This window comes from Pseudomonas sp. TE3552 (assembly GCF_056278945.1).
Genome location: NZ_JBWBQJ010000001.1, coordinates 5,473,341 through 5,499,081 on the forward strand (window position 1 = coordinate 5,473,341; position 25,741 = coordinate 5,499,081).

Here is a 25,741-nt window from a genome sequence, read left to right on the forward strand (position 1 = left end):
GGCCGATTACCCCACTTTCACCATGTGCGGTTGCGAGCTGCGCTGCTCGGTCGGCAGGTGGTCGAGATCACGGCTGACCAGCAGCAGGACTTCTGCCGAGGCGTCGGACACTTGTGCCTTGTAACCGGCAATGGAGCGGGCGAAGACGTTGTAGATGACCACTGCAGGAATCGCTGCAACCAGACCCAGCGCGGTCGCCAGCAGGGCTTCGGCAATGCCGGGGGCCACGACGGCGAGGTTGGTGGTCTGGGTTTTGGCGATGCCGATGAAGCTGTTCATGATGCCCCAAACGGTACCGAACAGGCCGACGAACGGCGCGGTGGAACCGATGGTGGCGAGTACGCCGGTGCCGCTGCTCATGTTGCGACCACAGGCAGCGACGAGGCGTTCGAGACGGAAGCTCACGCGCTCCTTGATGCCTTCTTTCTCGCGGCTGTTGGCCGACAGGCGCATTTCTTCCAGTGCGTCGTGGACCAGCAGGTTGGCGAGGGTGCCTTCCTTGGCTGCCGTTGCGCTGGCGTCTTTAAGGGTGGCGGCTTTTTTCAGGTGGACGATTTCAGTGCGCAGACGACGCTTGGCGCCCATCAGCTCGAAGCCCTTGGCGATCCAGATGGTCCAGGTGATGATTGAGGCGATGGCCAGGCCGATCATCACGATTTTCACGATGATGTCGGCGTTCTGGTACATGCCCCACGGCGACAGGTCATGGGCCATGCCCAGGGAGTTGTCGGCTTCGAGTACTTGCGGCGCGTCAGCAGAGTCCACGGCCAGATCCGTCGCGACAGGCGCCACGGCAGGTGCGGCAGGTGTTTGAGCTGCAGGCTGTGTGGCCGGTGCTTGTGCATCGGCGAAGGCGGCGGTCGGCGCCAGCATCAGGCTGAGCAACAGGGCGGCCACCGCGCTCCAGGCGCGAGGTCGTTTGGTTGGCGAAGCGGGGAATTGATTGGGTGTCATGCTGGCCGGACCTGAGAGGAAAAGACGATAAATGTTCTTCCAGGCCTCGTGAGGCCGAGAACAAAAGTGGCAGGCATTATTGCAAGTAATTCTTGTTAACAAAAGTAATAGAGTATCTTTTTTTCCTTCATTGCTAGCCGCTGGTCCCTTGCCGGCGCTAGTCTGTGCCTTTCCGATGGGAGTTATCTGATGTCCGCGCCTTCTGTTTTGATCGCCGGCTGCGGTGATGTCGGCAGTCGTCTGGCCACGCAATTGTTGGCTTGTGGGTGGGAGGTTCACGGCTTGCGGCGTGATGTCTCACGCCTGCCGCAGGGCGTGATCGGCGTTGCCGGCGACTTGTTCAATAAAGACTGTCCGGCGACTTGGCCAATCGGTGCGGTGGATTACCTGGTGTATTGCGCGGCGGCCACCGATCACAATGAGGCGGGTTACCGCGCCGCTTATGTGCAGGGTTTGCAGCACGTGCTGGAATGGCTGAGCGACTACGGGCAAGTCCCCAATCGATTGCTGTTCGTTTCCAGCAGCAGCGTTTATGGCCAGCAGGACGGTGAGTGGATCGATGAGACTTCGCCGACGGTAGCAGGCGGTTATTCGGGGCGTTTGATGCTCGAAGCCGAGCAGGTGGCGCTCGATAGCGGCATCCCGGCCAGTCTCGTGCGCCTGACCGGTATTTATGGTCCGGGTCGCGAGTGGCTGCTGACCCAGGTCCGTCGCGGCTATCGCGTGGCGATCGATCCGCCGTTGTACGCCAACCGCATTCACGTCGACGATGCGGCGGGGTTGCTGGCGTTTCTGCTTGAGGCGGATCGGCGAGGGGTGGCGCTGGACGATTGTTACATCGGTGTCGACGATGCGCCCGCGCCGTTGGCCGAGGTGGTGAGCTGGTTGCGGGAGTACTTGGGCGTGACTGAATGGGCCGAAGACGCCAGTGTGCGTCGTGCCGGCAGCAAGCGTTGCAGCAATGCCCGAGCGAAGGCGCTGGGCTGGACGCCGCGCTATCCGAGTTTCCGCGAGGGCTATGCTGCGATCCTCGAAGGGCGCTGCTGAAATCCAGTTACACACAAAAACTGTGGGAGCGGGCAAGCCCCGCTCCCACAGGATTATCTGTTGGCTTCAGATTCGGATTACTGCTTCTCGAGCAACCACTTGCGATCACCCGGCGTGAACGAAGGCATTTCGTCCGCCAGAGCGGTATTCACCGTCTGGAAAATCTCCAGTTCCTTGCCCTTGCGCGCAAAGATCCAGGTATTGCCCTGGCCGTTCACCTGCAGCCAGATGTTGTCGTTGCCGCCGCTCATCGACGCACAATCGCCCGCCAGGCACAGGGCATAACGATCCGCACCGGGCAGGCCGGCGACTTGGCCATCGGCCTGGAACTTCACGGTGTTGCCTTCGCCGGGGCCGCTGACGATTCTCCAGCTGCCGCCCATGTAAGCCGAATACAGCGCTCGCTCGAAACTCGCACCAATCGGCGCGCCGTCCGGAACCTGGACCGATGCACGGTCGAAGACTTGCTCCGGCTCGTTATCGTTGGCGGCCTGGCTCAGTTGCTTGCCATCACGCTTCAGCTCGCTGGCGGAGCTGCCATAAAAGTCGACTTTCCAGGCGCCGGACTTTTCGCCCAGCAGCTTGCCTTCGACGTTTTCAAAACCATTGGTGTAGCGGGCCTGGCCTGCCCTGGTGTTGACGTCCCATTCCAGGTTCGGACCATAGGCCTGGAGCGCTTCACGCAGGGGGCCGCCTTTGGATGCGGCATCGATCGCCGACTGATTGATCCAGGTGCCGCTGATATCACGGTCGGCAGGATCGCTGGCACAACCGCCCAACAGAAGGGCGACCAGCGAGAGAGCTAGCGCTTGGCGCATGGTGGAATCCTTTCAAAGCAAGATCGGCGCAGCCTTTGGTCGGCTGCGCCGGACACATTACTCGATGACCAGAATGGCATCCATTTCAACCTGCGCGCCCTTTGGCAGGGCCGCTACGCCGATGGCGGCGCGGGCTGGGTAAGGCTGGTCGAAGTATTTGCCCATGATCTCGTTGACCTTGGCGAAGTGGCTCAGGTCGGTGAGGAAGATGTTCAGTTTGACGATGTCCTTGAACGAACCACCGGCCGCTTCAGCCACGGCTTTGAGGTTCTCGAACACCTGGACGGTCTGGGCTTCGAAGCCTTCGACCAGTTCCATGGTTTTTGGGTCCAGAGGAATCTGACCCGACATGTAAACAGTGTTGCCAGCCTTGATCGCCTGGGAATAAGTACCGATGGCGGCCGGGGCCTTGTCGCTGGTGATAACAGTCTTGGTCATGAATGACTCCTTGTAAGGGGTGGGCTACGCGCGCATGCGGGTGATGCGGATGACCCCGGTCAGGGCGCGCAGTTTCTTGATCACGCGGGCCAGGTGCACGCGGTCGTGCACGCTGACCACCAGTTGAACCACGCTGATACGACCGTCGCGTTCGTCCATGCTGATTTTTTCGATATTGCCGTCGGCTGCGTTGACGCTGCTGGCCAGCAGGGCAATCAGGCCGCGCTGGTGTTCCAGTTCGACGCGCAGTTCGACGTTGAATTCGCCGGTGACATCCTTGGCCCATGAGAGCTGGATGCATTTTTCCGGGTTGTGGCGGATTTCGCTGATGTTGCGGCAGTTGTCCAGGTGCACCACCATCCCTTTGCCCGCGGACAGGTGCCCGACAATCGGGTCGCCCGGGATCGGCGTGCAGCACTTGGCGTAACTGAGCACCAGGCCTTCGGTACCGCGAATCGCCAACGGACCTTCGGGGCTTGGCAGCTGTTCGCCTTCGCCCAGCAGACGGCGGGCGACCACGTACGCCATGCGATTGCCCAGGCCGATGTCTTCGAGCAGGTCTTCGATCAGTTCCAGGCGGTATTCGTGGAGCATCAACTGCACGCGTTCGGCCGGGATTTTTTCCAGGGAACTGTCGAAACCGTTGAGCACTTTGTTCAGCAGGCGTTCGCCGAGGCTGATGGATTCGGAGCGGCGTTGCAGTTTCAGCGCATGGCGGATGTGCGTCCGCGCCTTGCCGGTGACCACGAAATTGAGCCATGCCGGGTTCGGCCGCGCGCCCGGAGCGCTGACGATCTCGACCGTGGAGCCACTTTGCAGCGGCTCGGACAGCGGTGCGAGACGACGATTGATCCGACAGGCAATGCAGCTGTTGCCCACGTCGGTGTGCACCGCGTAAGCGAAGTCGACCGCCGTGGAGCCCTTGGGCAGCTCCATGATCCGGCCTTTGGGCGTGAACACGTAGACCTCGTCCGGGAACAGGTCGATCTTCACGCTTTCGATGAATTCCAGCGAATTGCCAGCCCGTTGCTGCATCTCCAGCACGCCTTTGACCCACTGGCGAGCGCGGGCATGCGTGCCTTTGGGCTGCTCGTCGCCGCTGGATTTGTACAGCCAATGGGCGGCGATGCCGTTGTTGGCCATCTCTTCCATTTCACGGGTGCGGATCTGGATCTCGATCGGTACACCGTGCATGCCGAACAGCGTGGTATGCAGCGACTGGTAGCCGTTGGCCTTGGGGATCGCGATGTAATCCTTGAAGCGACCCGGCAACGGTTTGTACAAATTGTGCACGGCACCCAGCACGCGGTAGCAGGTATCGACCTTGTCGACGATGATCCGGAACGCGTAGACGTCCATGATTTCGTTGAAGGCCCGACGCTTGCCGCGCATTTTCTTGTAGATGCCATAGAGGTGTTTCTGACGACCGCTGACCTCGCCCTGGATGCCGTCGATGGCCAGGCAGTGGCTGAGGGATTCTTCGATCTTGTTGACGATTTCCTTGCGGTTGCCCCGGGCGCGTTTGACCGCCTGGTTGATCCGCGCGGAACGCATCGGGTGCATGGCCTTGAAGCCGAGGTCTTCGAACTCTATGCGAATGGCGTGCATACCCAGCCGGTTGGCGATGGGCGCATAGATTTCCAGGGTTTCCTTGGCGATCCGCCGGCGTTTTTCGCCGGACAGGACTTCCAGGGTTCGCATGTTGTGCAGGCGGTCGGCCAGCTTGACCAGGATCACGCGAATGTCGCGCGCCATGGCCATGGCCATTTTCTGGAAGTTTTCGGCCTGGGCTTCGGCTTTGGTCTCGAAGTTCATCTGGGTCAGTTTGCTGACCCCATCGACCAGTTCGGCCACGGTTTCGCCGAACTGCGCTTGCAGCGCTTCCTTGGCAATACCGGTGTCTTCGATCACGTCATGCAGCATTGCGGCCATCAGGCTTTGATGGTCCATGTGCATGTCGGCAAGAATATTCGCCACTGCAAGAGGATGCGTGACGTACGCCTCACCGCTGCGGCGGCGTTGGCCGTCGTGGGCTTGTTCGGCGTAGAAGTACGCTCGGCGGACCAGGTTGACCTGGTCCTTGCCGAGGTAGGTCGATAAGCGATCGGCGAGGGCGTCTATGCTCGGCATGATAATTCCTGCCGTTCGTTGTGACCCCGCGCCGTGCTACGTCGACCAGGCATGGACTTATACTGCCTCGTTGGACTCGTCCTCGAACGCTGCGAACAGCGGTTCGTCTTCGACGATTTCAGCGTTGGCGATGAACTCGTAGCTCATCAGGCCTTCAGCGATTTCACGCAGGGCTACAACTGTAGGCTTGTCGTTTTCCCACTGAACCAGGGGCTCTTTGCCACCGGTGGCCAGTTGACGGGCACGCTTGGTAGAGAGCATGACCAGCTCAAAGCGGTTTTCCACGTGTTCTAGGCAGTCTTCAACGGTTACGCGGGCCATGGTATTCCTCGGAGCGAATGCAATATGCGCGCTGCCCGGTTGGGCGAGCGGACTCAACAGTTTAAAAAATCACCAGCGATTAGGGAAGCGCTGATTTTTTGACCAGGCTCTTCAACGCGCTATAAGTGCCAATGTAAAGCCCTTGCAGCGGTTTTGGGAAGCGCTGTTTAGCCGAGCAATTCGGCCAATAATTTGCCGTGACGCTGCTGCTGACGCTTCTGATGCAGCTGATTGGCGCGGAAAATCGCCTTCAGATCGTCCAGTGCGTGGGCGAAATCGTCGTTGATGATCAGGTAGTCGTAGTCGACATAGTGGCTCATCTCGCTGACAGCTTCGCGCATCCGGCCTTCGATGATTTCGTCGCTGTCCTGGCCACGATTGGTCAGGCGCTGACGCAAGGCTTGCTGGCTCGGCGGCAGAATAAAGATCGAGCGGGCCTGGGGCATCAATTTGCGCACTTGCTCGGCGCCTTGCCAGTCGATTTCCAGAATCAGGTCGTGACCTTCATCCAGGGTCTGCTGCAAGTGGCTTTGCGAAGTGCCATAGAGGTTGCCGAAGACTTCGGCCCGCTCCAGGAAGTCGCCGTGTTCGATCATCTTCACGAACTCTTCGCGCGAGACGAAGTTGTAGTTCACGCCGTCCACTTCACCCGGGCGCATGGCGCGGGTGGTGTGGGAAACGGACACCTGGATCTGTGGCTGGGCGTCGATCAACGCCTTGACCAGGCTGGTCTTGCCTGCGCCCGAAGGCGCGGAAATGATGTAGAGAGTGCCGGTGCTGTGGGTCATGTCGGGTTTGCCTTACTCAATATTCTGCACTTGTTCGCGCATCTGCTCGATCAACACCTTGAGGTTGACCGCAGCCTGGGTGCTGCGCGGGTCGAAGGCTTTGGAGCCCAGTGTGTTGGCTTCGCGGTTGAGTTCCTGCATCAGGAAGTCCAGGCGCCGACCAGCAGCACCGCCGGATTTCAGCACCCGGCGAACTTCGATGATGTGGGTGCTCAGGCGATCCAGTTCTTCGGCAACGTCGCTCTTTTGCGCGAGCATGACCATTTCCTGCTCCAGACGCTGCGGGTCAAGGTCGGCCTTCATGTCGGTGAAGCGGTCGAGGACTTTCTGGCGCTGGGTGGCGAGCATCTGCGGGACCAACTCACGCAGGATCACCACATCTTCTTCAATGGACGTCAGGCGCTCGTTGATCAACCGCGCCAGCTCCGCGCCTTCGCGCTCGCGGCCGGCCTTGAGTTCTTTCAGGCCCTGGTTGAACAGCGCCATGGCTTCGGCATTCAGCGCTTGCGGGTCGGCGGCGTCGGCCACCAGTACGCCGGGCCAGGCCAGGACTTCCAGCGGGTTCAGCGCGGCGGGGTTCTTGATCAGGCTAGCGACGGTCTCGGCGGCAGCGACCAGTTGCGCGGCGCGCTCGCGGTCCACTTGCAGCGGTTTGCCAGTGCTTTCTTCGGTGAAACGCAGGGTGCATTCGAGCTTGCCCCGGGAAATTCCCTGGCGCAGGGCTTCGCGGACCGCGCCCTCAAGGTCGCGGAAAGATTCCGGCAGGCGCAGATGGGGTTCCAGGTAGCGGCTGTTGACCGAGCGCAGTTCCCAGCTCAGGGTGCCCTGGATGCCTGCTTTCTCGACGCGGGCGAAGGCGGTCATGCTGTGCACCATGGAGGTACCTCGCAATGCAGGTCAGCGCGTAACCAGTGGTTTCGCGGACCTGATATCTGTGAATTAAAGCCGACAGGCAGCAAAGGCGCAGGATTGTAGCGCAGTGGGGCGAATGCGCCCAAACACACGCGGTGACAAAGAGCTGCAGGCCGTCGGCTACGCTCTATTCAGGGGCTTCAATCGTCGGGCGATTTTTTTAGAAGTGCCCACTCGCGGCCCACGGCTCTATAATGCTCGGCAGTTTTCCGTCCTCCGTACAGGTAATCCCTATGAAACGTCCAAGTGGTCGCGCTGCCGATCAGCTCCGCTCGATCCGCATTACCCGCAACTACACCAAACACGCCGAGGGATCTGTACTGGTGGAGTTCGGTGATACCAAGGTCATCTGCACCGTCAGCGTCGAGAATGGCGTGCCGCGCTTCCTGAAAGGCCAGGGCCAAGGCTGGTTGACCGCCGAATACGGCATGCTGCCGCGCGCCACCGGCGAGCGTAACCAGCGTGAAGCCAGCCGCGGCAAGCAAGGCGGCCGTACACTGGAAATCCAGCGTTTGATCGGTCGTTCCCTGCGCGCTGCGCTGGACATGTCCAAGCTGGGCGACGTTACTCTGTACGTCGACTGCGACGTGATCCAGGCTGACGGCGGCACCCGCACCGCATCCATCACTGGTGCTATGGTTGCACTGATCGATGCCTTGAAAGTGATCAAAAAGCGCGGCGGCCTCAAAGGTGGCGACCCGCTCAAGCAAATGATCGCTGCCGTTTCGGTGGGCATGTATCAGGGCGAGCCTGTGCTTGACCTCGACTATCTGGAAGATTCGGCTGCCGAGACTGACCTCAACGTGGTGATGACCAGCACGGGCGGTTTCATCGAAGTTCAGGGCACTGCTGAAGGCGCGCCGTTCCAGCCGGAAGAGCTGAACGCGATGCTGGCGCTGGCGAAGAAAGGCATGATCGAGATTTTCGAACTGCAAAAGGCTGCACTGGCTGACTGATTGTTTTGATGTCCGGCAAAGGAGAGCGCCATGAGTGATGAACAACAGCTGCTTCCCACCCCGAGCCCCGAGGCTCGCCAGTGGGCGATGTTTTGTCACCTCTCGGCGTTTCTCTGTGTCTGGTTTCCGTTCGGTCACCTGATCGGGCCGCTGATACTCTGGCAATGGAAGCGTGAAGCCGATCCGTTCATCGACGCCCAAGGTAAAGAAGCGCTGAATTTTCAGATCACCGTGGCCCTGGTCTCGGGTATCTGTTACGTGCTGATGCTGGTGTTGATCGGTTTTGCGCTGTTGCCGTTGGTGCTGATCGGGGCGATGGTGCTATGCATCATTGCCGGGCTCAAGGCCAATGACGGGGTGCCTTACCGGTATCCGTTCACCTGGCGGTTGATCAAATAACAGACAGCAAAAATCCCCACGAAAAGCAAAAGTCAGCGCGCACAAAAAAGCCGACAGCGATGTCGGCTTTTTTGCGTCTGCGAAAACACGCTTAGATAGTCAGCGTCCAGTCGTAGTCCACGATCAGCGGTGCGTGCTGCGAGAACCGTGGCTGACGTGGCAGACGCGCGCTGCGTACAAAGCGGCGCAGGCCAGGGGTCAGCAACTGGTAGTCGAAACGCCAACCCAGGTTGAGCATCTCGGCCTGTTCGTTGTCCGGCCACCAGCTGTACTGGTCGCCTTCACGGCTGACTTCGCGCAGGGCATCGACATAACCCATATTGCCGACAATCTCGTCCATCCAGGCACGCTCAGGTGCCAGGAAGCCCGGGGATTGCTGGCTGTCGCGCCAGTTCTTGATATCCAGCTTCTGTTGCGCCACGTACAGCGAGCCACAATAAATGTACTCGCGACGTTTGCGTCGCTGTTTATCCAGATAACGGGCGAAGTCGTCCATTAGCTTGAACTTCTGGTTCAAGTCTTCATCGCCGTTCTGCCCCGAAGGGAGCAGCAAGGTCGCGATGCTGACCTTGTCGAAATCGGCTTGCAGGTAGCGCCCGTAGCGGTCGGCCGTCTCGAAGCCGAGACCGCTGATGACAGCCTTCGGTTGCAACCGCGAGTACAAAGCCACGCCACCTTGGGCGGGAACTTCGGCATCGCAGGCATAAAGGAAGTAGCCATCCAGTTGGAAGGCTGGATCGTCCAGTTCAAAGGCGGAGGCGCGGGTGTCCTGCAGGCAGATGACGTCGGCATTCTGTGCTTGCAGCCAACTGAGCAAACCACGCTCGACTGCAGCCTGAATCCCATTGACGTTCACACTGATGATCCGCATAAGTGGCCCCAAAAATCGCGTGCGGGTATGATACACGGCGTCTACCTAATTAGCTAAATCCGTGGTATTTGGGGTTTTTTCATGCAAGCGTATCAACGCGATTTCATTCGTTTTGCCATCGATCGCGGCGTTTTGCGCTTCGGTGAGTTCACCCTTAAGTCCGGGCGCACCAGTCCATACTTCTTCAATGCCGGCCTGTTCAACTCAGGTTCGGCCCTGGCGCAGCTGGGTCGTTTCTACGCGGCAGCCATCGTCGAGAGCGGTATTTCGTTCGACGTGCTGTTCGGCCCGGCCTACAAAGGCATCCCATTGGCGGCGACCACCGCCGTGGCGCTGGCCGAGCATCATGGCCGTGATCTGCCATGGTGCTTCAACCGCAAGGAAGCCAAGGCCCACGGCGAAGGCGGCAGCCTGGTTGGCGCGCCATTGACCGGCGACGTGCTGATCATCGACGACGTGATCACCGCAGGCACCGCGATTCGTGAAGTGATGCAGATCATCGCCTCCCAGGACGGCGCCAAGGCTGCCGGCGTGCTGATCGCCCTGAACCGTCAGGAGCGTGGCAACGGTGAGTTGTCGGCCATTCAGGAAGTGGAGCGTGACTTCGGCATTCCGGTCATCAGCATTGTTTCGCTGAACCAGGTACTCGAATTCCTGGCTGACGATCCGCAGCTCAAGCAACACCTGCCGGCAGTTGAAGCCTATCGCGCCCAATTCGGCGTGTAACCGCATCCCCTGTGGGTGCGGGTTTGTGTGGCGAGGGAGCTTGCTCCCGCTGGGCTGCATAGCAGCCCCAAGGATGTTGTGAGTGCTGCGCACTCAAGCGGGAGCAAGCTCCCTCGCCACAGAGGTGGATTGTCACGGTATCGAAAGCAAAAAAGACCCCGCTCAGCCAGTCTGAGCGGGGTCTTTTTTGTCAGCGCAGTCTTCGCCATTTTCCTATTAGTTTCAGCGTCAATCCCAAGTTGAACAGCGCAAACACCAGCAGCGCTGCAACGACCATCACGTATAGCGTGCGATCCACCTCGAAATCCCATAGATCCAGCGTGCTACTGCGCATGATCCGCATCGCGGCCGGCAGGTTGACGTAAAACAGTGCCATGAAGGCGCAAGTCAGCGGTACGGCGCAGCCCACCAAAACGCTCATCACTTTCCCCTGGCTACGTTTTCTGGCCAGCGGACCTGGTTGTTTTTCGTTCAGCGCCAACGCTTCGTGCAGCGTCGGCCAAGCCAGATTGAACAGAAAGGTGGTCAGGGGCAGCAGCAAGCCGCTGACCGCAACGATGTCACTGAACGGCATTCAGGCCGAGTGTCTGGCACAGCAGGGCGTGGGAGATCTTCGCTGATCTCGAACTGCCCGGCGCTGCCTTTGCGTTTGATGATGGGTTTGAAGGTCGGCTGGTTCTGGGTGATCAGCATGTTCAGTTCATCACGGATGACGTCAGAGCTGATGACCACCAGATAAACCGTTTGCGCGTGCTCTGCGGATTCGATCACGGCCCGCATGCTGTTTTGAAGGATCTCGTCCAGCTGATTGCGAAAGCGTGAAACCGTGTTCTTCAGCAGGGTTTTGCTCTGGCTTTGGGTGAGTTGGAAAATCGTCGATATCTGCGATTCGGTTGGCAGGGTTTGCCCGAAGTAGCTCTGAATCAGATACAGCAAACGATCCTGTTTTGCCTCGTCAGCTCGGCTCGGCATGCCGCCTTCGACCAGCATTTTCAGGTATTCGGTGAGGCTCGCTTTCGCTATCCGCTGTAGGGTGTGGGCGATTTCGCTGTCAGAAATCCTCAGGGTCTTTTTGACCGGTTCCTTTTGTTCTAGGTCGAAGGCCTGGGCGTCGATCGTGAACGAGATCTGCATGGCTCAGTCCTCCAGGATTATTTTTTATGGGGGGTACTGAGAGTTTCGGCCTTTTTGATCCCGGCGGGTTTATCGGTTTTCTCCGGGTACGGATCAGCAGCGGCATCGCCCTGACCGGTCAGAATTTTCCAGCCATGACGGGTGTGTGCGGTTTTGCGGAGTTGCGGGCATGGCGGCATCGACGTCTTGGCCTGATTGGAATACTCATGACCGCAGTCGACGCAGGCATAGGTGCCAGCTGAAACATCACTGCCGTAAGGGACGTAGTCTTTATGCATGGTAAGTCTCCTGTGGATACAGAGACGATCCTATGCAGATTGCTTCCTTCGCGATGTCGGGCGTTTCGCTTAGTCAGGTCAGGCATTTCCTGCGCGCATAAAAAAGATCGCAGACTTCGTCAGCTCCTACAGATTTTTCGTACATCCGAAAAATCCTCTGTCATAGGAGCAACCGAAGGCTGCGATCTTTTTGAGGTGTTGGATCAGTGACGCTTGCGATTGCTGATCAAGGTGCCCACACCGGTGTCGGTGAAGATTTCCAGCAGAATCGCATTCGGCACCCGACCATCAATGATCAACGAACTGCCCACGCCACCTTGTACCGCTTCCAGCGCGCAACGAATCTTCGGCAGCATGCCGCCGTAGATGGTGCCGTCGGCGATCAGCTCGTCGACTTGCTGGGTGCTCAGGCCGGTCAGGACCTTGCCGGACTTGTCCATCAGGCCGGCGATGTTGGTCAGCAGCATCAGCTTTTCAGCTTTCAGTGCCTCGGCTACTTTACCGGCCACCAGATCGGCGTTGATGTTGTACGACTCGCCGTTGGCGCCGACGCCGATCGGCGCGATCACCGGGATGAAATCGCCTTTGACCAGCAGGTTCAGCAGGTCGGTGTTGATGCCGACCACTTCGCCGACGTGGCCGATGTCGATGATTTCCGGGGTGGTCATCTCTGGGGTCTGGCGGGTGACGGTGAGCTTCTTCGCGCGAATCAGCTCGGCGTCTTTACCGGTCAGGCCGATGGCACTGCCGCCGTGACGGTTGATCAGGTTGACGATGTCCTTGTTGACCTGGCCGCCGAGGACCATTTCCACCACGTCCATGGTCGCAGCGTCGGTGACGCGCATGCCATCGACAAAGTGGCTCTCGATCGACAGACGCTTGAGCAGGTCGCCGATTTGCGGGCCGCCGCCATGAACCACCACCGGATTAATGCCGACGGCTTTCATCAGCACGATGTCGCGGGCGAAGCCAGTTTTCAGCTCCTCGCTTTCCATCGCGTTGCCGCCGTATTTGATCACCAGCGTCTTGCCGACATAGCGGCGGATGTAAGGCAGCGCTTCGGACAGGACCTTGGCGGTGTTGGCGGCGGCTTCGCGTTCGAGGGTCATTCAGGGCTCCGGGTGAATCAGAACGGTAGTTGGAGATCAGGTGCAACACGCTTTAACTGGACGTGGAAAACGTCCTTGATGCGTTGCAATTCAGCCGCGTCATCGGCCTCGAAGCGCAGCACCAGCACCGGTGTGGTGTTGGAGGCGCGAACCAGGCCCCAGCCTTTGGCATAGTCGACTCGCACGCCGTCAATGGTGGTCAGGTCGGCGCCTTCACCCCACTGTGCGTCGTGCAGTGCATCAATGATGCTGAATTTGCTCTCTTCGGTCACATGGATATTGATCTCCGGCGTAGAAATATCGTTCGGGAAGGTCGCGAACAACTCTTCCGCGGTGGATTTTTCCTTGCTGAGGATCTCCAGCAGCCGTGCGGCGGCGTAAATGCCATCGTCGAAACCGAACCAGCGCTCCTTGAAGAAGATGTGTCCGCTCATTTCGCCGGCCAACAGGGCGCCGGATTGTTTCATTTTCTTTTTGATCAGCGAGTGACCGGTTTTCCACATCAGCGGACGACCGCCATATTCCTTGATCAGCGGGATCAGGCGGCGGGTGCATTTGACGTCGAAGATGATTTCCGCGTTCGGGTTACGCGCCACGACGTCGCGGGCGAACAGCATCAACAGGCGATCAGGGAAAACGATGCTGCCGGTGTTGGTAACGACGCCCACACGGTCGCCGTCGCCGTCGAAGGCCAAGCCCAGGTCGGCGTTGGTTTCCTTGACCTTGGCGATCAGGTCCACGAGGTTTTCAGGCTTGCCCGGGTCCGGGTGGTGGTTCGGGAAGTTGCCGTCGACTTCGCAGAACAGCGGAATGACTTCGCAGTTCAGGGCTTCGATCAGTTGTGGGGCAATCACGCCGGCCGCGCCGTTACCGCAATCGACCACCACTTTCAGGCGGCGAGCCAGTTTGATGTCCTGGACGATCTCGGTGTTGTAGCGATCGAGGATCTCGACCTTGGTGATGCTGCCCTTGCCGCTGCTCAGGTTGTTGGTCTTGAGGCGTTCGTGCAGGGCCTGGATCTGTTCGTTGGCCAGGGTGTCGCCGGCAATCACGATCTTGAAACCGTTGTAGTTCGACGGATTGTGGCTGCCGGTGAGCATCACGCCGGATTTGCCCGCCAGTACGTTGGCGGCGTAGTACAGCGCAGGCGTTGGCACCAGGCCGACGTCGCTGACGTGGCAACCGCTGTCGGCCAGGCCCTGGATCAGTTGTTCGACCAGTTCCGGACCGGACAGACGGCCGTCGCGGCCGACGGACACATTGGGTTCGTCCTGGGCCAGGCTCTGGGAACCGATGGCGCGACCGAGCCAATAAGCGGTTTCGGCGTTCAGGAATTCCGGGACGGTGCCGCGAATGTCGTAGGCGCGGAAGATGCTGTCGGGGAACTTGGGTGCGACTTGGGCTGGGGTGCTCATCTGTAGGAATGCTCCATTTCAAAAGTGGCTGGACCTGCCGGCGAAGAACTCGTCGGCAGGTTCAAACTGAAGGGTATGACGGCGTTTTCGGCTGAGAGTTCGTGGTGCGAAAAGGCCATGCCATCAGCATCGGCGAGTAATTGGCCGGCCAATGCCTTGATTTCCAGTGGTAAACCTTCCAGATGACGTCTTTGCAATTTTCATCCTTAAAATGCAGAGGACAGGTCAGGCCGGGCAGGGCTCCCAGCCTGAATGCCGATGATCAGTGGCTGCCGGAGTGGCCGAACCCGCCGGTGCCGCGCTGGGTTTCGACGAACTCTTCGACCATTTCAAAATGCGCTTGAACTACCGGTACCAGCACCAATTGGGCCAGGCGTTCGCCTACCACCATGTTGAAATCGGTCTGGCCACGGTTCCAGCAAGACACCATCAGCGGGCCCTGATAATCGGAGTCGATCAAACCGACCAGATTACCCAGCACGATGCCGTGCTTATGGCCCAGGCCCGAGCGCGGCAGAATCAATGCCGCCAGGCCTGGATCGCCGATGTACACCGACAGGCCAGTAGGGATTAGCAGGGTTTCGCCCGGCTTGATGACGGTGTCTTTTTCCAGCATGGCGCGCAGGTCGAGGCCGGCGGAGCCTGGCGTGGCGTACTGCGGCAGCGGAAATTCGGTACCAATGCGTGGGTCGAGGATCTTGGCTTGCAAAGCGTGCATGTAAATTAAACCTGGTTCAGACGTTCGGCGATAAAAGTGATCAGCTGGCGAGCAATCTTGCTCTTGCTGGTCTGGGCGAAAAGTGTGGCGTGCAGCTCACGGTCGATCACGCTGCAGGCGTTTTCTTCGCTGTTGAAGCCAATACTCGGGTTGGCGACGTCGTTGGCGACGATCAGGTCGAGGTTCTTGTCTTTCAACTTGCGGGCAGCGTAATCGAGCAAATGTTCGGTTTCGGCGGCGAAGCCGACACTGAACGGACGGTCGGGACGGGTGGCGATGGTGGCCAGGATGTCCGGGTTGCGCACCATCTGTAGCAACAAGCCGTCGCCGTTCGTAGGGTCTTTCTTGAGTTTTTGTGGGGCGACGACTTCCGGGCGGTAGTCCGCGACCGCGGCAGAGGCGATGAACAGGTCGCAGGGGATCGCGGCTTCACAGGCAGCGAGCATGTCGCGGGCACTGACCACGTCGATACGCGTGACGCGATCCGGGGTTGGCAGGTGCACGGGACCGGTGATCAGGGTCACGCGGGCGCCGGCTTCTACCGCGGCTTCGGCCAGGGCAAAGCCCATTTTCCCGGAGCTGTGGTTGGTGATGTAGCGCACCGGGTCGATGTTTTCCTGGGTCGGGCCGGCGGTGATCAGCACGTGTTTGCCGGTCAGTGCCTGGCGCTGGAAGCAGTCCGCCGCGCACTGGGCGAGGTCGGTGGCTTCGAGCATGCGGCCCATGCCGACGTCGCCGCAGGCCTGGCTGCCGGAGGCCGGGCCGAAGACTTTGAGGCTGCGGCTTTCGAGGGTTTGCAGGTTCGCCTGGGTCGCCGGGTCGCGCCACATGGCCTGGTTCATCGCTGGCGCCACCGCGACCACCGCGTCGGTGGCCAGCACCAGCGTGGTCAGCAGGTCGTCGGCAATGCCTTGGGCCAGGCGGGCGATCAGGTCCGCGGTGGCGGGGGCGATCAGCACCAGGTCAGCCCATTTGGCCAGCTCGATGTGGCCCATGGCGGCCTCGGCTGCCGGGTCCAGCAAATCGAGGTGGACCGGATGCCCGGACAAGGCCTGCATGGTCAACGGTGTGATGAACTCGCTGCCGCCACGGGTCATGACCACGCGCACTTCGGCGCCCTGGTCGATCAGGCGGCGAACCAGCTCGGCGCTCTTGTAGGCAGCGATACCGCCGCCGACGCCCAGAACGATGCGTTTCCGATACAGCCGCTGCATAGGTCTGCCTTTCATTTCGTTGATGACTGCATGGCGATACCCCCTCCCCAGGGATGAAATCGCCCGCAAAAAAGATGGGCTACGATATCACAGCGACCGCTATGGAACAGCGGCGCCCACAGACATGGAGGTGTTATGAGCATTCGCGATTGGCCGGCGGCGGAACGGCCGCGGGAGAAACTACTTGAACAGGGCCCGGCGAGCCTTTCCGACGCCGAGTTGCTGGCGATCTTTCTACGAACCGGCGTGTCCGGCAAAAGCGCGGTAGATCTGGCGCGACACCTGCTGTATCAATTTGGCAGCCTGCGTACGTTGCTTGAGGCCGATCAGCCGACCTTCAGCGGCCAGTTGGGCCTTGGGCCGGCAAAGTTCGCCCAGTTGCAGGCGGTGCTGGAAATGGCCCGGCGGCATCTTGCCGAGCGTTTGCGTCACAACTCAGTGCTGGAGAGTCCGTTGGCGGTGCGTGACTACCTCAAGTCGATGCTGCGTCATGAGCCTCACGAGGTGTTCGGTTGCCTGTTTCTCGACTCCAAACACCGGGTGTTGGCCTTTGAGGCGCTATTTCGCGGCTCCATCGACAGCACCAGCGTTTATCCGCGGCAGGTGGTCAAGCGCGCCCTGGCTCACAACGCCGCAGCGCTGATCCTGTGCCACAACCATCCGTCGGGCAACACCGACCCCAGTCAGGCCGACCGGATACTGACCAAGCGCCTGCAAGAGGCGCTGGACCTGATCGATGTGCGGGTACTCGACCATTTCATTGTCGGTGACGGCGATCCGCTGTCCATGGCCGAGTATGGGTGGATGTAAGGGGGGAGTTAAACGAAAACCCTGTGGAAGCGGGCAAGCCCGCTTGTACATGTTTTTTTGGCGACTCGATTACTTGAAGTTGACCTTCGAGTAATCCTGGCGCCCAAACGGGCTGACCGAGTAACCCTCGACATCCTTGCGTGTCAGGGCGAAGGCCGTCGGGTGAGCCAGTGGCAGCCACAACGCCTGTTGCTGGATCTGCGCCTGGGCCTGTTCGTAGAGTTTGGTGCGCACACCTTGTTCGCCGGTGGTCTTGCCGGCGCTGATCAGCTTGTCCAGGTCCTGATTGCAGTAACGGGCGAAGTTGGTGCCGGATTTGACCGCCGCGCAGGAAAACTGCGGCGTGAGGAAGTTGTCCGGGTCACCGTTGTCGCCAGCCCAGCCCATGAACAGCAGGTCATGCTCGCCGGCCTTGGCGCGACGAATCAGTTCGCCCCATTCGATCACGCGAATCTCGGCCTGAATGCCGATTTCCGCCAGGTCCGACTGAAGCAGTTGCGCGCCGAGGCTCGGATTGGGGTTCAGCAGGCTACCGGAAGGGCGGGTCCAGATAGTGGTCTGGAAGCCATTCTTGAGCCCGGCCTTGGCCATCAATGCCCGGGCTTTCTCGACATCGTGGGGATAGCCCGGCAGGTTTTTGGCATAGCTCCAGGTATTGGGCGGGTACGGGCCATTGGCAGCCTCGGCAGTGTCTTCGAACACCGCCTTGAGGTAGCTGGCCTTGTCGAACGCCAGGTTGATTGCCTGACGCACTTCAGGTTTGTCCAGCGGCGGATGCTGGCTGTTAATGCCGACGAATGCGGTCATGAAGGCGTCAGTCTTTTCCACCTTCAGGGTCGGTTCCTGCTTCGCAGCCTGTACGTCCAGAGGTTTGGGCGACAGGGCGATCTGGCACTCGTTGCGGCGCAATTTCTGCAAGCGCACGTTGGCGTCCGGGGTGATCGCGAAGATCAACGGGTCCACCGATGGCTTGCCCTGGAAGTAGTCGCGGTTGGCCTTATAGCGAATCGAGGCATCTTTCTGGAAGCGCGTGAAGACAAATGGGCCGCTGCCGATCGGCTGGCTGTTGAGCTTCTCCGGAGTGCCGGCCTTCATCAGCTGGTCGGCGTATTCGGCCGAATAGATCGAGGCGAACCCCATGGTCAGGGTCGGCAGGAACGTCGAGTCCGGGTGATCGAGGGTGAAACGGATGGTGAGCGGGTCCAGTGCGTCGATCTTCTTGATCAGCGCCGGTAACTGCATCGACTGGGCGTGTGGGAAGCCGCTCTGGGCAACTTTGTGCCACGGGTTTGCCGGGTCGAGCATGCGGTCGAAGCTGAATTTCACGTCTTCGGCAGTCAGGTCGCGCGTCGGGCTGAAGTACTCAGTGTGGTGAAATTTAACCTGCGGGTGCAATTTGAAGACGTAGGCCAGGCCGTCGGGCGTGACTTCCCAACTGTCTGCAAGGCTGGCAACCACTTTGCCGCTGGCGGTGTCGAAGTCCACCAGGCGGTTCATCAGCACATCGGCCGAGGCGTTGGTGGTGGTCAGCGAGTTGTATTGCACCACGTCGAACCCTTCCGGGCTGGCCTCGGTACAGACGCTCAGGGCGGCAGCCTGGGCGAGAGGGCTCAGTAGAAGCGGGGCGAGCAGCAGCGGTAGGGCAGCGAGGCGCATGGTCGGATTCCTTTACAGATCGAAGGCCCATCTGCAAGTGCAGTCTGGAAAAGGCTTACCCTAGTGGGCTCTTTTGCAAATGACTATCCCCTTTTTCATTTTGAGGGGAGTATGGGCGATTGTTTTCGGTGAGTGCTGGCTGGGAAAAATCCTCGATTGGCCGGTTGGCCGATTTTCTGCGACGAGCGGTCTCTATCGATGACGGCCTTTATCCAAGGCGCTCGCAGCTCGAAAAATGGGGTTTTTATCAAGTCCGTGCACACGGAATGTTGTTGCTCTCCAGTCTTTCTGGTATAAAGCAGCGCTCTTTTCTAGGGGCCCGGTTCCTTCACTTGTAGGTGTAGCCGGTAAGACCTCTAAAGAAACGCGGCGCCTGGCGCCAAATGACTGAGAGATTAAGCGGCCAACCCATGCCGGGTTGGGCATGTGGTTTTAGAGGGCTGAGGCATGTCGAGAGTATGTCAAGTTACCGGTAAGGGTCCGGTGACTGGGAATAACATTTCCCACGCAAACAACAAAACCCGTCGTCGTTTCCTGCCGAACCTGCAGCATCACCGCTTCTGGGTTGAAGAAGAGAAACGTTTCGTGCGTCTGCGCGTATCTGCCAAAGGCATGCGTATCATCGACAAGCGTGGCATCACTGTCGTGCTGGCCGAAATCCGCAAAGCTGGCAAGATCTAAGGGAGCTAATCATGCGTGAATTGATTCGTTTGATTTCGAGCGCCGGTACTGGTCACTTCTACACTACCGACAAGAACAAGCGCACTACTCCGGACAAAATCGAGATCAAGAAATATGATCCGGTTGTTCGCAAGCACGTGATCTACAAGGAAGGCAAAATCAAGTAATTGATTTTTCATCCTTACGAAAAAGGCCCATATCGCGAGATACGGGCCTTTTTTGTTGCCTGGTTTTTATAGTGCCTGTCAGGGCCCCATCGCGGGCTTGAACTGGCGATGAGGCCGGCCCAAACGACAAAAACCCCTCAGGCCTTCTGTTCAAACACTACATAAATCTTACGGCAAGGCTCCAGCACTTCCCAGGTGCCTTTGAAGCCGGCCGGAATCACGAAGCGATCGCCCACGCGCAGGGTCTTGGCGCCGCCGTCGTCATCGCGCAGCACTGAAACCCCCTGAACGATTTCGCAGTATTCGTGTTCGGTGTAGTTCACGCGCCACTGGCCGACTTCGCCCTCCCAAACCCCTGCACTCATCTGGCCGCACGGGCTATTGTAGTGGTTGTATGCCGCTTGCTCGGGGTCGCCCTTGAGGACTTTTGCCGGGTCTGGCCGATAGCGATCGGGCTGGGTGATGGCCTGACTGAAATCGACGATATCCTGAATGCTCATGCTGGTAATCCCCCGTGATTGCCTGGAAAGTCGAAAGTCTATGTTTATTAAAATGAACATCGCAAGGTCGTTTTCGCGCCATATGTCAAATATATTGAAACTTCACCGGCCGCTGGTTTAGGGTGACGGTTGCCTTGAGCCGAAAAGCAGGCTGGCCGGGCAGAATTCCTGACAGTGCCCGCGAAGAGCGCGGGACGCTCGTATTCAATAAGAGGAGGACACTCGTATGACCACCCTGACTCGTGCCGACTGGGAACAACGGGCTCGCGATCTGAAGATCGAAGGTCGCGCCTACATCAATGGCGAATATACCAATGCCGCTTCCGGCGAGACCTTCGAGTGCATCAGCCCGGTCGATGGCCGTCTGCTGGGCAAGATTGCCAGCTGTGATGTCGCCGACGCCCAGCGTGCCGTGGAAAACGCCCGGGCCACTTTCAATTCCGGCGCCTGGTCGCGCCTGGCGCCGACCAAACGCAAAGCCACCATGATTCGTTTTGCCGGCCTGCTGAAACAGCACGCCGAAGAGCTGGCCTTGCTCGAAACCCTGGATATGGGCAAGCCGATCAGCGATTCCCTGTACATCGACGTTCCTGGCGCTGCACAAGCGCTGAGTTGGAGCGGTGAGGCCATCGACAAGATCTACGATGAAGTCGCCGCCACCCCGCACGATCAACTGGGTCTGGTGACTCGCGAGCCGGTCGGCGTGGTCGGTGCGATCGTGCCGTGGAACTTCCCGCTGATGATGGCCTGCTGGAAACTCGGCCCGGCGCTGTCCACCGGTAACTCGGTAATCCTCAAGCCATCGGAAAAATCCCCGCTGACTGCCATCCGCCTCGCGGCGCTGGCGGTTGAAGCCGGCATTCCGAAAGGCGTGCTGAACGTGCTGCCGGGTTACGGTCATACCGTCGGCAAGGCTCTAGCGTTGCACAACGACGTCGATACTCTGGTGTTCACCGGTTCGACCAAGATCGCCAAGCAACTGCTGATCTACTCCGGCGAATCGAACATGAAGCGCGTCTGGCTTGAAGCCGGCGGCAAGAGCCCGAACATCGTGTTCGCCGATGCGCCGGACCTGCAAGCCGCCGCCGAATCGGCCGCCGGCGCCATCGCCTTCAACCAGGGCGAAGTCTGCACCGCCGGTTCGCGCTTGCTGGTGGAGCGCTCGATCAAAGATAAATTCCTGCCGCTGGTGATTGAAGCCCTCAAGACCTGGAAACCGGGCAATCCGCTGGATCCGGCGACCAATGTCGGTGCGCTGGTGGATACCCAGCAGATGAACACCGTGCTGTCCTACATTGAATCCGGTCACACCGATGGCGCCAAACTGGTGGCGGGTGGCAAGCGTATTCTTCAGGAAACCGGTGGCACCTACGTCGAGCCGACGATTTTTGACGGTGTCAGCAACGCGATGAAAATTGCTCAGGAAGAGATCTTTGGCCCCGTGTTGTCGGTGATCACCTTCGATACAGCCGAAGAAGCCATTGCGATTGCCAACGATACCCCTTACGGCCTCGCCGCTGCGGTATGGACCGCGGACATTTCGAAGGCTCACCTCACCGCCAAGGCCTTGCGCGCCGGTAGCGTGTGGGTCAACCAGTACGATGGCGGCGACATGACCGCGCCGTTCGGTGGCTTCAAACAGTCCGGCAACGGTCGCGACAAGTCACTGCACGCGTTCGACAAGTACACCGAGCTGAAGGCGACCTGGATCAAGTTGTAAGCCTGTGTGGAGCCCGATTGAATATCGGGCTCCTGAACGACACAGATCCCCTGTGGGAGTGGGCTTTTGTGGTGAGGGGGCTTGCCCCCGTTCGGCTGCGAAGCAGGCGCAAGACCATTGCATGCGGTGTACTTGATGCACCGCAGACGCAGGTTTTGGGGCCGCTCCGCGACCCAGCGGGGGCAAGCCCCCTCGCCACAAAAGCCCGCTCCCACACTGTTTTGTGCTGTACATAAAAATATCCACAGGAGCGTGGAACATGCGTTGGGCGACTTATTTCGCCGTCTTGGCGTCTGTCTTGAGTGTCGGCCTGGCCTTGGGTGTCAGCATGCCGTTGGTGTCGCTGCGTCTGGAAGGCTGGGGTTACGGTTCTTTCGCGATTGGCGTGATGGCGGCGATGCCGGCCATTGGCGTACTGCTGGGGGCGAAGATCTCCAGCCATCTCGCGGCCCGTCTTGGCACGGCCAATCTGATGCGCCTGTGCCTGTGGGCCGGGGCGGTGTCCATCGGCTTGCTGGCGCTGTGGCCGAGTTACCCGATCTGGCTGGTGCTGCGGTTGATGATCGGGGTGATCCTGACGCTCGTCTTCATCCTTGGCGAAAGCTGGATCAACCAACTGGTGGTCGAGCAGTGGCGCGGCCGATTGGTAGCGTTGTATGGCAGCAGCTATGCGCTGAGTCAGCTGGCCGGGCCGTTACTGCTTGGGGCGTTGGGCACCGAACATGATTATGGCTTCTGGGTCGGTGTTGGTTTGCTGATGACTTCCCCCTTCCTGTTGCTGGGCCGCAGCGGCGCCCCCACCAGCGAAGCCTGTAGCGTAACCCTCGGCGACTTGCTGACCTTTTGCCGCGGCCTGCCGGCCATTGCCTGGGCGGTGTCGCTGTTTGCGGCGTTCGAAGCGATGATCCTGACCTTGTTGCCGGTCTACTGCCTGCGTCAGGGCTTCACCACGGAAATCGCCCTGGCGATGGTCAGTACGGTAGTGGTGGGTGATGCCTTGCTGCAATTGCCGATTGGCGCGCTGGCTGATCGCTTGTCGCGACGTACGTTGTTCACCGGTTGTGCGATGCTTTTGTTGCTGTCGAGCCTGGCGATTCCATTGCTGATCGACACGCTGCTGATCTGGCCGCTGTGGGTGTTGTTTGGCGCCAGTGCCGGCGGTCTGTTCACTTTGTCGCTGATCCTGATCGGTGAGCGTTATCGCGACGATGCGCTGGTGCGGGCCAATGCCCATATCGCGCAGCTGTGGGGTATCGGTTGCCTGATCGGGCCGTTGGCGGCAGGCGCCGGGAGCCAGTGGATCAGCGGGCATGCCCTGCCGTTGCTGATGGCTGCAGGTGCGTTGGGGTTGGTGATTCTGGTGTCGCGGCAAGGGGCGTTTGGCTCGGTTGCCGAACCGGCCTGAGCGCTGCACAAAACCTGTGGTGAGGGGGCGTGCCACACTTTATCACCCGCCTCCTGACTAGAGCATCCGCTCCAGGCCGACCACGCTGCTGAGCCATGAATTGAAATGCCGCCACCAGCTTCCGGGTTCCTTGGTCAATGTGTGCGGTTTGTCATCATCCTCGGTAACCCAGAGCATCTGGCCCTTATCCAGTCGGACCTGATAGCTGATGGGCGGCGCCATACCCTCCAGCGCCAGTTCGCGCACCCGTCCGGCGAGTTGCGGGTTGTCCACCAGCACCCCGACTTCGGTGTTCCACAATACCGAGCGCGGGTCGAAATTGAACGAGCCGATGAAGGCTTTCTGTTGGTCGAAAATCATCGCCTTGCTGTGCAGGCTGGAGTCGGAACTACGGTAGGCCCCGCTGTGAAACAGACGCGGTCCGCTGCCGCCGTCACCATTGTCGCCGGGCTGACGGCGTAATTCGAACAGCTGCACTCCATGCTCCAGCAAGGCTTTTCGATAAGGCGCGTAACCCCCGTGCGTGGCCGGTACATCGGTGGCTTCCAGTGAATTGGTCAGCAAACGGACCGACACGCCGGCATCGGCGCGACCGGTCAGGTACACCAGCCCCGGTTGGCCGGGCACGATGTAGGCCGAGACCATGATCAGCTCCTTGCTGACCCCATTGAGTTCGGGCGCCAACTGGGTGCTCAGCAGCAAGTGCGGGTCCGGTTCGCCGTCGGCCAGCACCTTGCTCGGTGCGTCCCACAGCGCCTGGTTCCAGGCCCAGATCAGCTCCCGGCGCCAGGTGTCCAGGCGTGGGTGAGTGGTGTAGGTCATCAACTGCTGATAGAGCGCGTGATTCTGTTTGCGCGTTTCCTCCAGGGATTCGTCCAGGCGAGTCCGGGTGTTTTTCAAATCCCCAGCTGTCGGCTTGCTCGAGAGAAACTGCTCAATCGGCTTGCTCAGAGCGCTGTTCCAGTATTGATCGAAGCTATGCCCCAGCTGCTCCGCAACCGGGCCGACACTGAGCATATCGATATCGGTGAAATTCATTTTGGGCTCGGCATCGAAATACTCGTCCCCCAGGTTGCGCCCGCCAACGATCGCCGCGCTGTTGTCCGCCACCCACAGTTTGTTGTGCATGCGGCGATGTTGCTGCGACAGGTTGAACAGCCGGCCCATCGTTCGGGTAACGACGGTGCTACGGCCCAGATGTAGCGGATTGAACACGCGGATCTGAATCTTCGGATGTGCGGCGAGGGTCGCGATGACCCAGTCCAGACCATCGCTGGTGGTGTCGTCGAGCAGAATCCGTACCCGTACTCCACGGTCGGCGGCCTTGAGCAGCTCGTTCACCAATATCCGCGTGCTGATGCCGTCGTGGACGATGTAGTACTGCAAATCCAGGCTGCTTTGGGCGTTGCGAATCAGTTCGGCCCGTGCGGTGAAGGCCTCGGCGCTGTCGGAGAGCAAGCGAAAGCCCGATTGACCCTCATGGGGGGCGGCCTGGGCCTGGATCGAACGGCCGAATGCCGAATCCGTCGCTGGCAGGGCCTGACTCGACTCGCGAACGGTATCAAGGCTGGTGCAACTACCGAGCAGCAAGGCGAGCAACAAAGCGAAGGGCCGGACCGGTATGAGTATCAAGGCAGGATTCCTCGCGTCGGAGTCAACCGAAGTATGGCACGGCATTGGGGCTCCACATGTTTGAACGGTGGCATGACCCCGGTTTATCGGCTCCTTCGCTGAAGGAACCGAAAGAACTACAAATTCTGTCGCCGATACCCAACAGACATGGCGACTTCTCTTACATAAAAGACCTACAGAAAGCGGAATGATCTCCGGGTATTCGACGTGTCGGAAGACGGCCGTAATTTCCCGCTGCATCCGACGTGTTGGTGTTCTCACCCATTCACAGGTAAGTGTTTATGAAGAAGCTTTTTTTGATGGGCGCCTTAGCGGCAACCATCGCTCCATTCGCCGCTCAAGCGGCAAGTGTCGACCTGAGCATCAGCGGTACGGTCATTCCGACGTCCTGCATTCCTGCTTTCGCCGGTGGCAGTAACATCGATCTGGGGCGGATCTATTCCTCGACGTTGAGCGCGACAACCCAAAACGATCTGCCGCCGCGAGACATCACTTTGAAAATCGCATGCGATGCACCGGCAGCGGTGGAGATTGCGGTCACGGATAATCGTGGTGGTACCAAAGTGCCGGGCCTCACGTTCAATGGCCGCTCCGGTGATCACCTTTACTATGGCCTCGGTAGCACGAACGGCGTCGGCATTGGCGGCTTCGGCCTGCTGACCGGCCAGCCTCTGACCGATGGCACCCCGCAGACTTTTCTGGTGCGCTCCCCGGCCAATCCGGTATGGCGAGTTCCGGTCAGCGGCCTGATGTCCAACGCACCGGTTTCCTATTCCTGGGGGCCTGGCGCGGCAGCCGGCCCTGCCGCCGCGCGTCTGCATGTCTTTCCGATGAAAGTGGCCGCGGCTATTCGTCCGACCTCCGAACTGCCCGCGACCACCGACGACTTCCCCCTCGACGGTTCGGTGACGTTCGACGTGTTCTACCTCTGAGCCGACGCAA

At 59.7% G+C, this 25,741-nt stretch carries 28 protein-coding genes and 1 pseudogene; 10 read left to right on the forward strand and 19 right to left on the reverse strand.

Going from position 1 to position 25,741, the window contains the following annotated elements; genetic code table 11:
• Positions 1 to 6: 6 nt before the first annotated feature.
• Positions 7 to 954 carry a tonB-system energizer ExbB gene (gene exbB, locus ACZ9BB_RS24685; RefSeq protein WP_476217051.1) on the reverse strand — a complete coding sequence of 316 codons (948 nt, stop codon included), beginning with the start codon at positions 952 to 954 and terminating at the stop codon, positions 7 to 9.
• A gap of 189 nt (positions 955 to 1,143) precedes the next feature.
• Here exbB and ACZ9BB_RS24690 point away from each other — a divergent pair, with 189 nt between their 5' ends.
• On the forward strand, positions 1,144 to 2,001 hold the full coding sequence (locus ACZ9BB_RS24690; RefSeq protein ID WP_476217053.1) for an SDR family oxidoreductase: 858 nt from the start codon (positions 1,144 to 1,146) through the stop codon (positions 1,999 to 2,001).
• 77 nt (positions 2,002 to 2,078) lie between these two features.
• Here ACZ9BB_RS24690 and ACZ9BB_RS24695 read toward each other — a convergent pair whose 3' ends face one another.
• The 6 genes from ACZ9BB_RS24695 to ACZ9BB_RS24720 form a co-directional block, all read right to left on the reverse strand.
• A complete protein-coding gene (locus tag ACZ9BB_RS24695) occupies positions 2,079 to 2,819 on the reverse strand; it encodes a hypothetical protein (RefSeq protein WP_476217055.1) in 741 nt (246 codons plus the stop codon).
• Between the two features lie 57 nt (positions 2,820 to 2,876).
• Positions 2,877 to 3,257, reverse strand: a complete 381-nt coding sequence (locus ACZ9BB_RS24700) for a RidA family protein (RefSeq protein WP_014340863.1) — start codon at positions 3,255 to 3,257, stop codon at positions 2,877 to 2,879.
• A 24-nt stretch (positions 3,258 to 3,281) separates the two neighbouring features.
• Positions 3,282 to 5,387 carry a bifunctional GTP diphosphokinase/guanosine-3',5'-bis pyrophosphate 3'-pyrophosphohydrolase gene (gene spoT, locus ACZ9BB_RS24705; RefSeq protein WP_007894658.1) on the reverse strand — a complete coding sequence of 702 codons (2,106 nt, stop codon included), beginning with the start codon at positions 5,385 to 5,387 and terminating at the stop codon, positions 3,282 to 3,284.
• A gap of 57 nt (positions 5,388 to 5,444) precedes the next feature.
• Entirely contained in the window at positions 5,445 to 5,708 is a 264-nt protein-coding gene (gene rpoZ, locus ACZ9BB_RS24710) for a DNA-directed RNA polymerase subunit omega (protein WP_003177259.1), read from the reverse strand.
• Between the two features lie 167 nt (positions 5,709 to 5,875).
• Complete coding sequence (gene gmk / locus ACZ9BB_RS24715) at positions 5,876 to 6,496, reverse strand: guanylate kinase (RefSeq protein WP_476217058.1); 621 nt, start codon at positions 6,494 to 6,496, stop codon at positions 5,876 to 5,878.
• 12 nt (positions 6,497 to 6,508) lie between these two features.
• Positions 6,509 to 7,372, reverse strand: coding sequence for a YicC/YloC family endoribonuclease (locus ACZ9BB_RS24720; protein WP_476217060.1), 864 nt, complete (start codon positions 7,370 to 7,372; stop codon positions 6,509 to 6,511).
• Positions 7,373 to 7,641: 269 nt separating this feature from the next.
• On the opposite strand from ACZ9BB_RS24720, the gene rph reads away from it, so the two are divergent.
• Both rph and ACZ9BB_RS24730 read left to right on the forward strand, forming a co-directional pair.
• Positions 7,642 to 8,364: a ribonuclease PH gene (gene rph / locus ACZ9BB_RS24725; RefSeq protein WP_095633619.1), complete on the forward strand. Its 723-nt coding sequence runs from the start codon at positions 7,642 to 7,644 to the stop codon at positions 8,362 to 8,364.
• Positions 8,365 to 8,394: 30 nt separating this feature from the next.
• Positions 8,395 to 8,763, forward strand: coding sequence for a DUF4870 domain-containing protein (locus ACZ9BB_RS24730; RefSeq protein ID WP_476217063.1), 369 nt, complete (start codon positions 8,395 to 8,397; stop codon positions 8,761 to 8,763).
• A gap of 91 nt (positions 8,764 to 8,854) precedes the next feature.
• Here the strand turns inward: ACZ9BB_RS24730 and ACZ9BB_RS24735 are convergent, their stop codons facing one another.
• A complete protein-coding gene (locus ACZ9BB_RS24735; RefSeq protein ID WP_003176915.1) occupies positions 8,855 to 9,634 on the reverse strand; it encodes an exodeoxyribonuclease III in 780 nt (259 codons plus the stop codon).
• A gap of 81 nt (positions 9,635 to 9,715) precedes the next feature.
• Here ACZ9BB_RS24735 and pyrE point away from each other — a divergent pair, with 81 nt between their 5' ends.
• Positions 9,716 to 10,360 carry an orotate phosphoribosyltransferase gene (gene pyrE / locus ACZ9BB_RS24740; protein WP_007894680.1) on the forward strand — a complete coding sequence of 215 codons (645 nt, stop codon included), beginning with the start codon at positions 9,716 to 9,718 and terminating at the stop codon, positions 10,358 to 10,360.
• A 190-nt stretch (positions 10,361 to 10,550) separates the two neighbouring features.
• On the opposite strand, the gene ACZ9BB_RS24745 is transcribed toward pyrE, so the two are convergent.
• From ACZ9BB_RS24745 to coaBC, 8 genes and pseudogenes are all read right to left on the reverse strand, one after another.
• Positions 10,551 to 10,934, reverse strand: a complete 384-nt coding sequence (locus ACZ9BB_RS24745; RefSeq protein ID WP_476217064.1) for a hypothetical protein — start codon at positions 10,932 to 10,934, stop codon at positions 10,551 to 10,553.
• On the reverse strand, positions 10,886 to 11,494 hold the full coding sequence (locus ACZ9BB_RS24750; protein ID WP_476217066.1) for a hypothetical protein: 609 nt from the start codon (positions 11,492 to 11,494) through the stop codon (positions 10,886 to 10,888). The genes ACZ9BB_RS24745 and ACZ9BB_RS24750 overlap by 49 nt, the downstream gene beginning before the upstream one ends.
• 17 nt (positions 11,495 to 11,511) lie before the next feature.
• Positions 11,512 to 11,772 (reverse strand): hypothetical protein, encoded by a 261-nt coding sequence (locus ACZ9BB_RS24755; RefSeq protein WP_476217068.1) that lies wholly within the window; start codon positions 11,770 to 11,772, stop codon positions 11,512 to 11,514.
• A gap of 203 nt (positions 11,773 to 11,975) precedes the next feature.
• Entirely contained in the window at positions 11,976 to 12,881 is a 906-nt protein-coding gene (gene argB, locus ACZ9BB_RS24760; RefSeq protein WP_476217070.1) for an acetylglutamate kinase, read from the reverse strand.
• Between the two features lie 17 nt (positions 12,882 to 12,898).
• Positions 12,899 to 14,275: pseudogene (locus ACZ9BB_RS24765) on the reverse strand (phosphomannomutase/phosphoglucomutase); the annotation flags it as partial.
• Positions 14,276 to 14,292: 17 nt separating this feature from the next.
• The gene (locus ACZ9BB_RS24770) at positions 14,293 to 14,493 is read right to left on the reverse strand and encodes a hypothetical protein (RefSeq protein ID WP_476217072.1); all 201 of its coding nucleotides are present in this window, start codon (positions 14,491 to 14,493) and stop codon (positions 14,293 to 14,295) included.
• 65 nt (positions 14,494 to 14,558) lie between these two features.
• A complete protein-coding gene (gene dut, locus ACZ9BB_RS24775; protein WP_007894692.1) occupies positions 14,559 to 15,014 on the reverse strand; it encodes a dUTP diphosphatase in 456 nt (151 codons plus the stop codon).
• A gap of 5 nt (positions 15,015 to 15,019) precedes the next feature.
• Positions 15,020 to 16,228, reverse strand: coding sequence for a bifunctional phosphopantothenoylcysteine decarboxylase/phosphopantothenate--cysteine ligase CoaBC (gene coaBC, locus ACZ9BB_RS24780; RefSeq protein ID WP_476218415.1), 1,209 nt, complete (start codon positions 16,226 to 16,228; stop codon positions 15,020 to 15,022).
• 135 nt (positions 16,229 to 16,363) lie between these two features.
• Between coaBC and radC the strand changes: the two genes are divergently transcribed.
• Positions 16,364 to 17,038, forward strand: coding sequence for a RadC family protein (radC, locus tag ACZ9BB_RS24785; protein ID WP_476217074.1), 675 nt, complete (start codon positions 16,364 to 16,366; stop codon positions 17,036 to 17,038).
• A 69-nt stretch (positions 17,039 to 17,107) separates the two neighbouring features.
• Here the strand turns inward: radC and ACZ9BB_RS24790 are convergent, their stop codons facing one another.
• Positions 17,108 to 18,694: an ABC transporter substrate-binding protein gene (locus ACZ9BB_RS24790; protein WP_476217076.1), complete on the reverse strand. Its 1,587-nt coding sequence runs from the start codon at positions 18,692 to 18,694 to the stop codon at positions 17,108 to 17,110.
• Between the two features lie 447 nt (positions 18,695 to 19,141).
• On the opposite strand from ACZ9BB_RS24790, the gene rpmB reads away from it, so the two are divergent.
• Complete coding sequence (gene rpmB / locus ACZ9BB_RS24795) at positions 19,142 to 19,375, forward strand: 50S ribosomal protein L28 (RefSeq protein ID WP_007894701.1); 234 nt, start codon at positions 19,142 to 19,144, stop codon at positions 19,373 to 19,375.
• An 11-nt stretch (positions 19,376 to 19,386) separates the two neighbouring features.
• A complete protein-coding gene (gene rpmG / locus ACZ9BB_RS24800) occupies positions 19,387 to 19,542 on the forward strand; it encodes a 50S ribosomal protein L33 (RefSeq protein WP_003177274.1) in 156 nt (51 codons plus the stop codon).
• 137 nt (positions 19,543 to 19,679) lie between these two features.
• Here rpmG and ACZ9BB_RS24805 read toward each other — a convergent pair whose 3' ends face one another.
• A complete protein-coding gene (locus ACZ9BB_RS24805; protein ID WP_476217078.1) occupies positions 19,680 to 20,042 on the reverse strand; it encodes a cupin domain-containing protein in 363 nt (120 codons plus the stop codon).
• Between the two features lie 226 nt (positions 20,043 to 20,268).
• Between ACZ9BB_RS24805 and ACZ9BB_RS24810 the strand changes: the two genes are divergently transcribed.
• Together ACZ9BB_RS24810 and ACZ9BB_RS24815 are read left to right on the forward strand one after the other, a co-directional pair.
• Positions 20,269 to 21,762 carry an aldehyde dehydrogenase gene (locus tag ACZ9BB_RS24810; RefSeq protein WP_476217080.1) on the forward strand — a complete coding sequence of 498 codons (1,494 nt, stop codon included), beginning with the start codon at positions 20,269 to 20,271 and terminating at the stop codon, positions 21,760 to 21,762.
• Positions 21,763 to 22,021: 259 nt separating this feature from the next.
• Entirely contained in the window at positions 22,022 to 23,167 is a 1,146-nt protein-coding gene (locus tag ACZ9BB_RS24815; RefSeq protein WP_476217082.1) for an MFS transporter, read from the forward strand.
• A gap of 57 nt (positions 23,168 to 23,224) precedes the next feature.
• On the opposite strand, the gene ACZ9BB_RS24820 is transcribed toward ACZ9BB_RS24815, so the two are convergent.
• Positions 23,225 to 24,844: a phospholipase D family protein gene (locus ACZ9BB_RS24820; RefSeq protein ID WP_476217084.1), complete on the reverse strand. Its 1,620-nt coding sequence runs from the start codon at positions 24,842 to 24,844 to the stop codon at positions 23,225 to 23,227.
• Between the two features lie 236 nt (positions 24,845 to 25,080).
• Between ACZ9BB_RS24820 and ACZ9BB_RS24825 the strand changes: the two genes are divergently transcribed.
• Complete coding sequence (locus ACZ9BB_RS24825; RefSeq protein ID WP_476217086.1) at positions 25,081 to 25,731, forward strand: DUF1120 domain-containing protein; 651 nt, start codon at positions 25,081 to 25,083, stop codon at positions 25,729 to 25,731.
• Positions 25,732 to 25,741: the final 10 nt, after the last annotated feature.

Coding starts and splice junctions, on each gene's coding strand:
- ACZ9BB_RS24730 (WP_476217063.1), top strand. CDS start 8,395: ATGAGTGATGAACAACAGCTGCTTCCCACCCCGAGCCCCGAGGCTCGC.
- gmk (WP_476217058.1), bottom strand. CDS start 6,496: ATGACCCACAGCACCGGCACTCTCTACATCATTTCCGCGCCTTCGGGC.
- ACZ9BB_RS24825 (WP_476217086.1), top strand. CDS start 25,081: ATGAAGAAGCTTTTTTTGATGGGCGCCTTAGCGGCAACCATCGCTCCA.
- ACZ9BB_RS24690 (WP_476217053.1), top strand. CDS start 1,144: ATGTCCGCGCCTTCTGTTTTGATCGCCGGCTGCGGTGATGTCGGCAGT.
- spoT (WP_007894658.1), bottom strand. CDS start 5,387: ATGCCGAGCATAGACGCCCTCGCCGATCGCTTATCGACCTACCTCGGC.
- ACZ9BB_RS24815 (WP_476217082.1), top strand. CDS start 22,022: ATGCGTTGGGCGACTTATTTCGCCGTCTTGGCGTCTGTCTTGAGTGTC.
- pyrE (WP_007894680.1), top strand. CDS start 9,716: ATGCAAGCGTATCAACGCGATTTCATTCGTTTTGCCATCGATCGCGGC.
- ACZ9BB_RS24790 (WP_476217076.1), bottom strand. CDS start 18,694: ATGCGCCTCGCTGCCCTACCGCTGCTGCTCGCCCCGCTTCTACTGAGC.
- ACZ9BB_RS24820 (WP_476217084.1), bottom strand. CDS start 24,844: ATGCCGTGCCATACTTCGGTTGACTCCGACGCGAGGAATCCTGCCTTG.
- rph (WP_095633619.1), top strand. CDS start 7,642: ATGAAACGTCCAAGTGGTCGCGCTGCCGATCAGCTCCGCTCGATCCGC.
- coaBC (WP_476218415.1), bottom strand. CDS start 16,228: ATGCAGCGGCTGTATCGGAAACGCATCGTTCTGGGCGTCGGCGGCGGT.
- radC (WP_476217074.1), top strand. CDS start 16,364: ATGAGCATTCGCGATTGGCCGGCGGCGGAACGGCCGCGGGAGAAACTA.
- rpmG (WP_003177274.1), top strand. CDS start 19,387: ATGCGTGAATTGATTCGTTTGATTTCGAGCGCCGGTACTGGTCACTTC.
- rpmB (WP_007894701.1), top strand. CDS start 19,142: ATGTCGAGAGTATGTCAAGTTACCGGTAAGGGTCCGGTGACTGGGAAT.
- argB (WP_476217070.1), bottom strand. CDS start 12,881: ATGACCCTCGAACGCGAAGCCGCCGCCAACACCGCCAAGGTCCTGTCC.
- ACZ9BB_RS24700 (WP_014340863.1), bottom strand. CDS start 3,257: ATGACCAAGACTGTTATCACCAGCGACAAGGCCCCGGCCGCCATCGGT.
- dut (WP_007894692.1), bottom strand. CDS start 15,014: ATGCACGCTTTGCAAGCCAAGATCCTCGACCCACGCATTGGTACCGAA.
- ACZ9BB_RS24805 (WP_476217078.1), bottom strand. CDS start 20,042: ATGAGCATTCAGGATATCGTCGATTTCAGTCAGGCCATCACCCAGCCC.
- ACZ9BB_RS24720 (WP_476217060.1), bottom strand. CDS start 7,372: ATGGTGCACAGCATGACCGCCTTCGCCCGCGTCGAGAAAGCAGGCATC.
- ACZ9BB_RS24810 (WP_476217080.1), top strand. CDS start 20,269: ATGACCACCCTGACTCGTGCCGACTGGGAACAACGGGCTCGCGATCTG.
- ACZ9BB_RS24755 (WP_476217068.1), bottom strand. CDS start 11,772: ATGCATAAAGACTACGTCCCTTACGGCAGTGATGTTTCAGCTGGCACC.
- exbB (WP_476217051.1), bottom strand. CDS start 954: ATGACACCCAATCAATTCCCCGCTTCGCCAACCAAACGACCTCGCGCC.
- ACZ9BB_RS24750 (WP_476217066.1), bottom strand. CDS start 11,494: ATGCAGATCTCGTTCACGATCGACGCCCAGGCCTTCGACCTAGAACAA.
- ACZ9BB_RS24695 (WP_476217055.1), bottom strand. CDS start 2,819: ATGCGCCAAGCGCTAGCTCTCTCGCTGGTCGCCCTTCTGTTGGGCGGT.
- rpoZ (WP_003177259.1), bottom strand. CDS start 5,708: ATGGCCCGCGTAACCGTTGAAGACTGCCTAGAACACGTGGAAAACCGC.
- ACZ9BB_RS24735 (WP_003176915.1), bottom strand. CDS start 9,634: ATGCGGATCATCAGTGTGAACGTCAATGGGATTCAGGCTGCAGTCGAG.
- ACZ9BB_RS24745 (WP_476217064.1), bottom strand. CDS start 10,934: ATGCCGTTCAGTGACATCGTTGCGGTCAGCGGCTTGCTGCTGCCCCTG.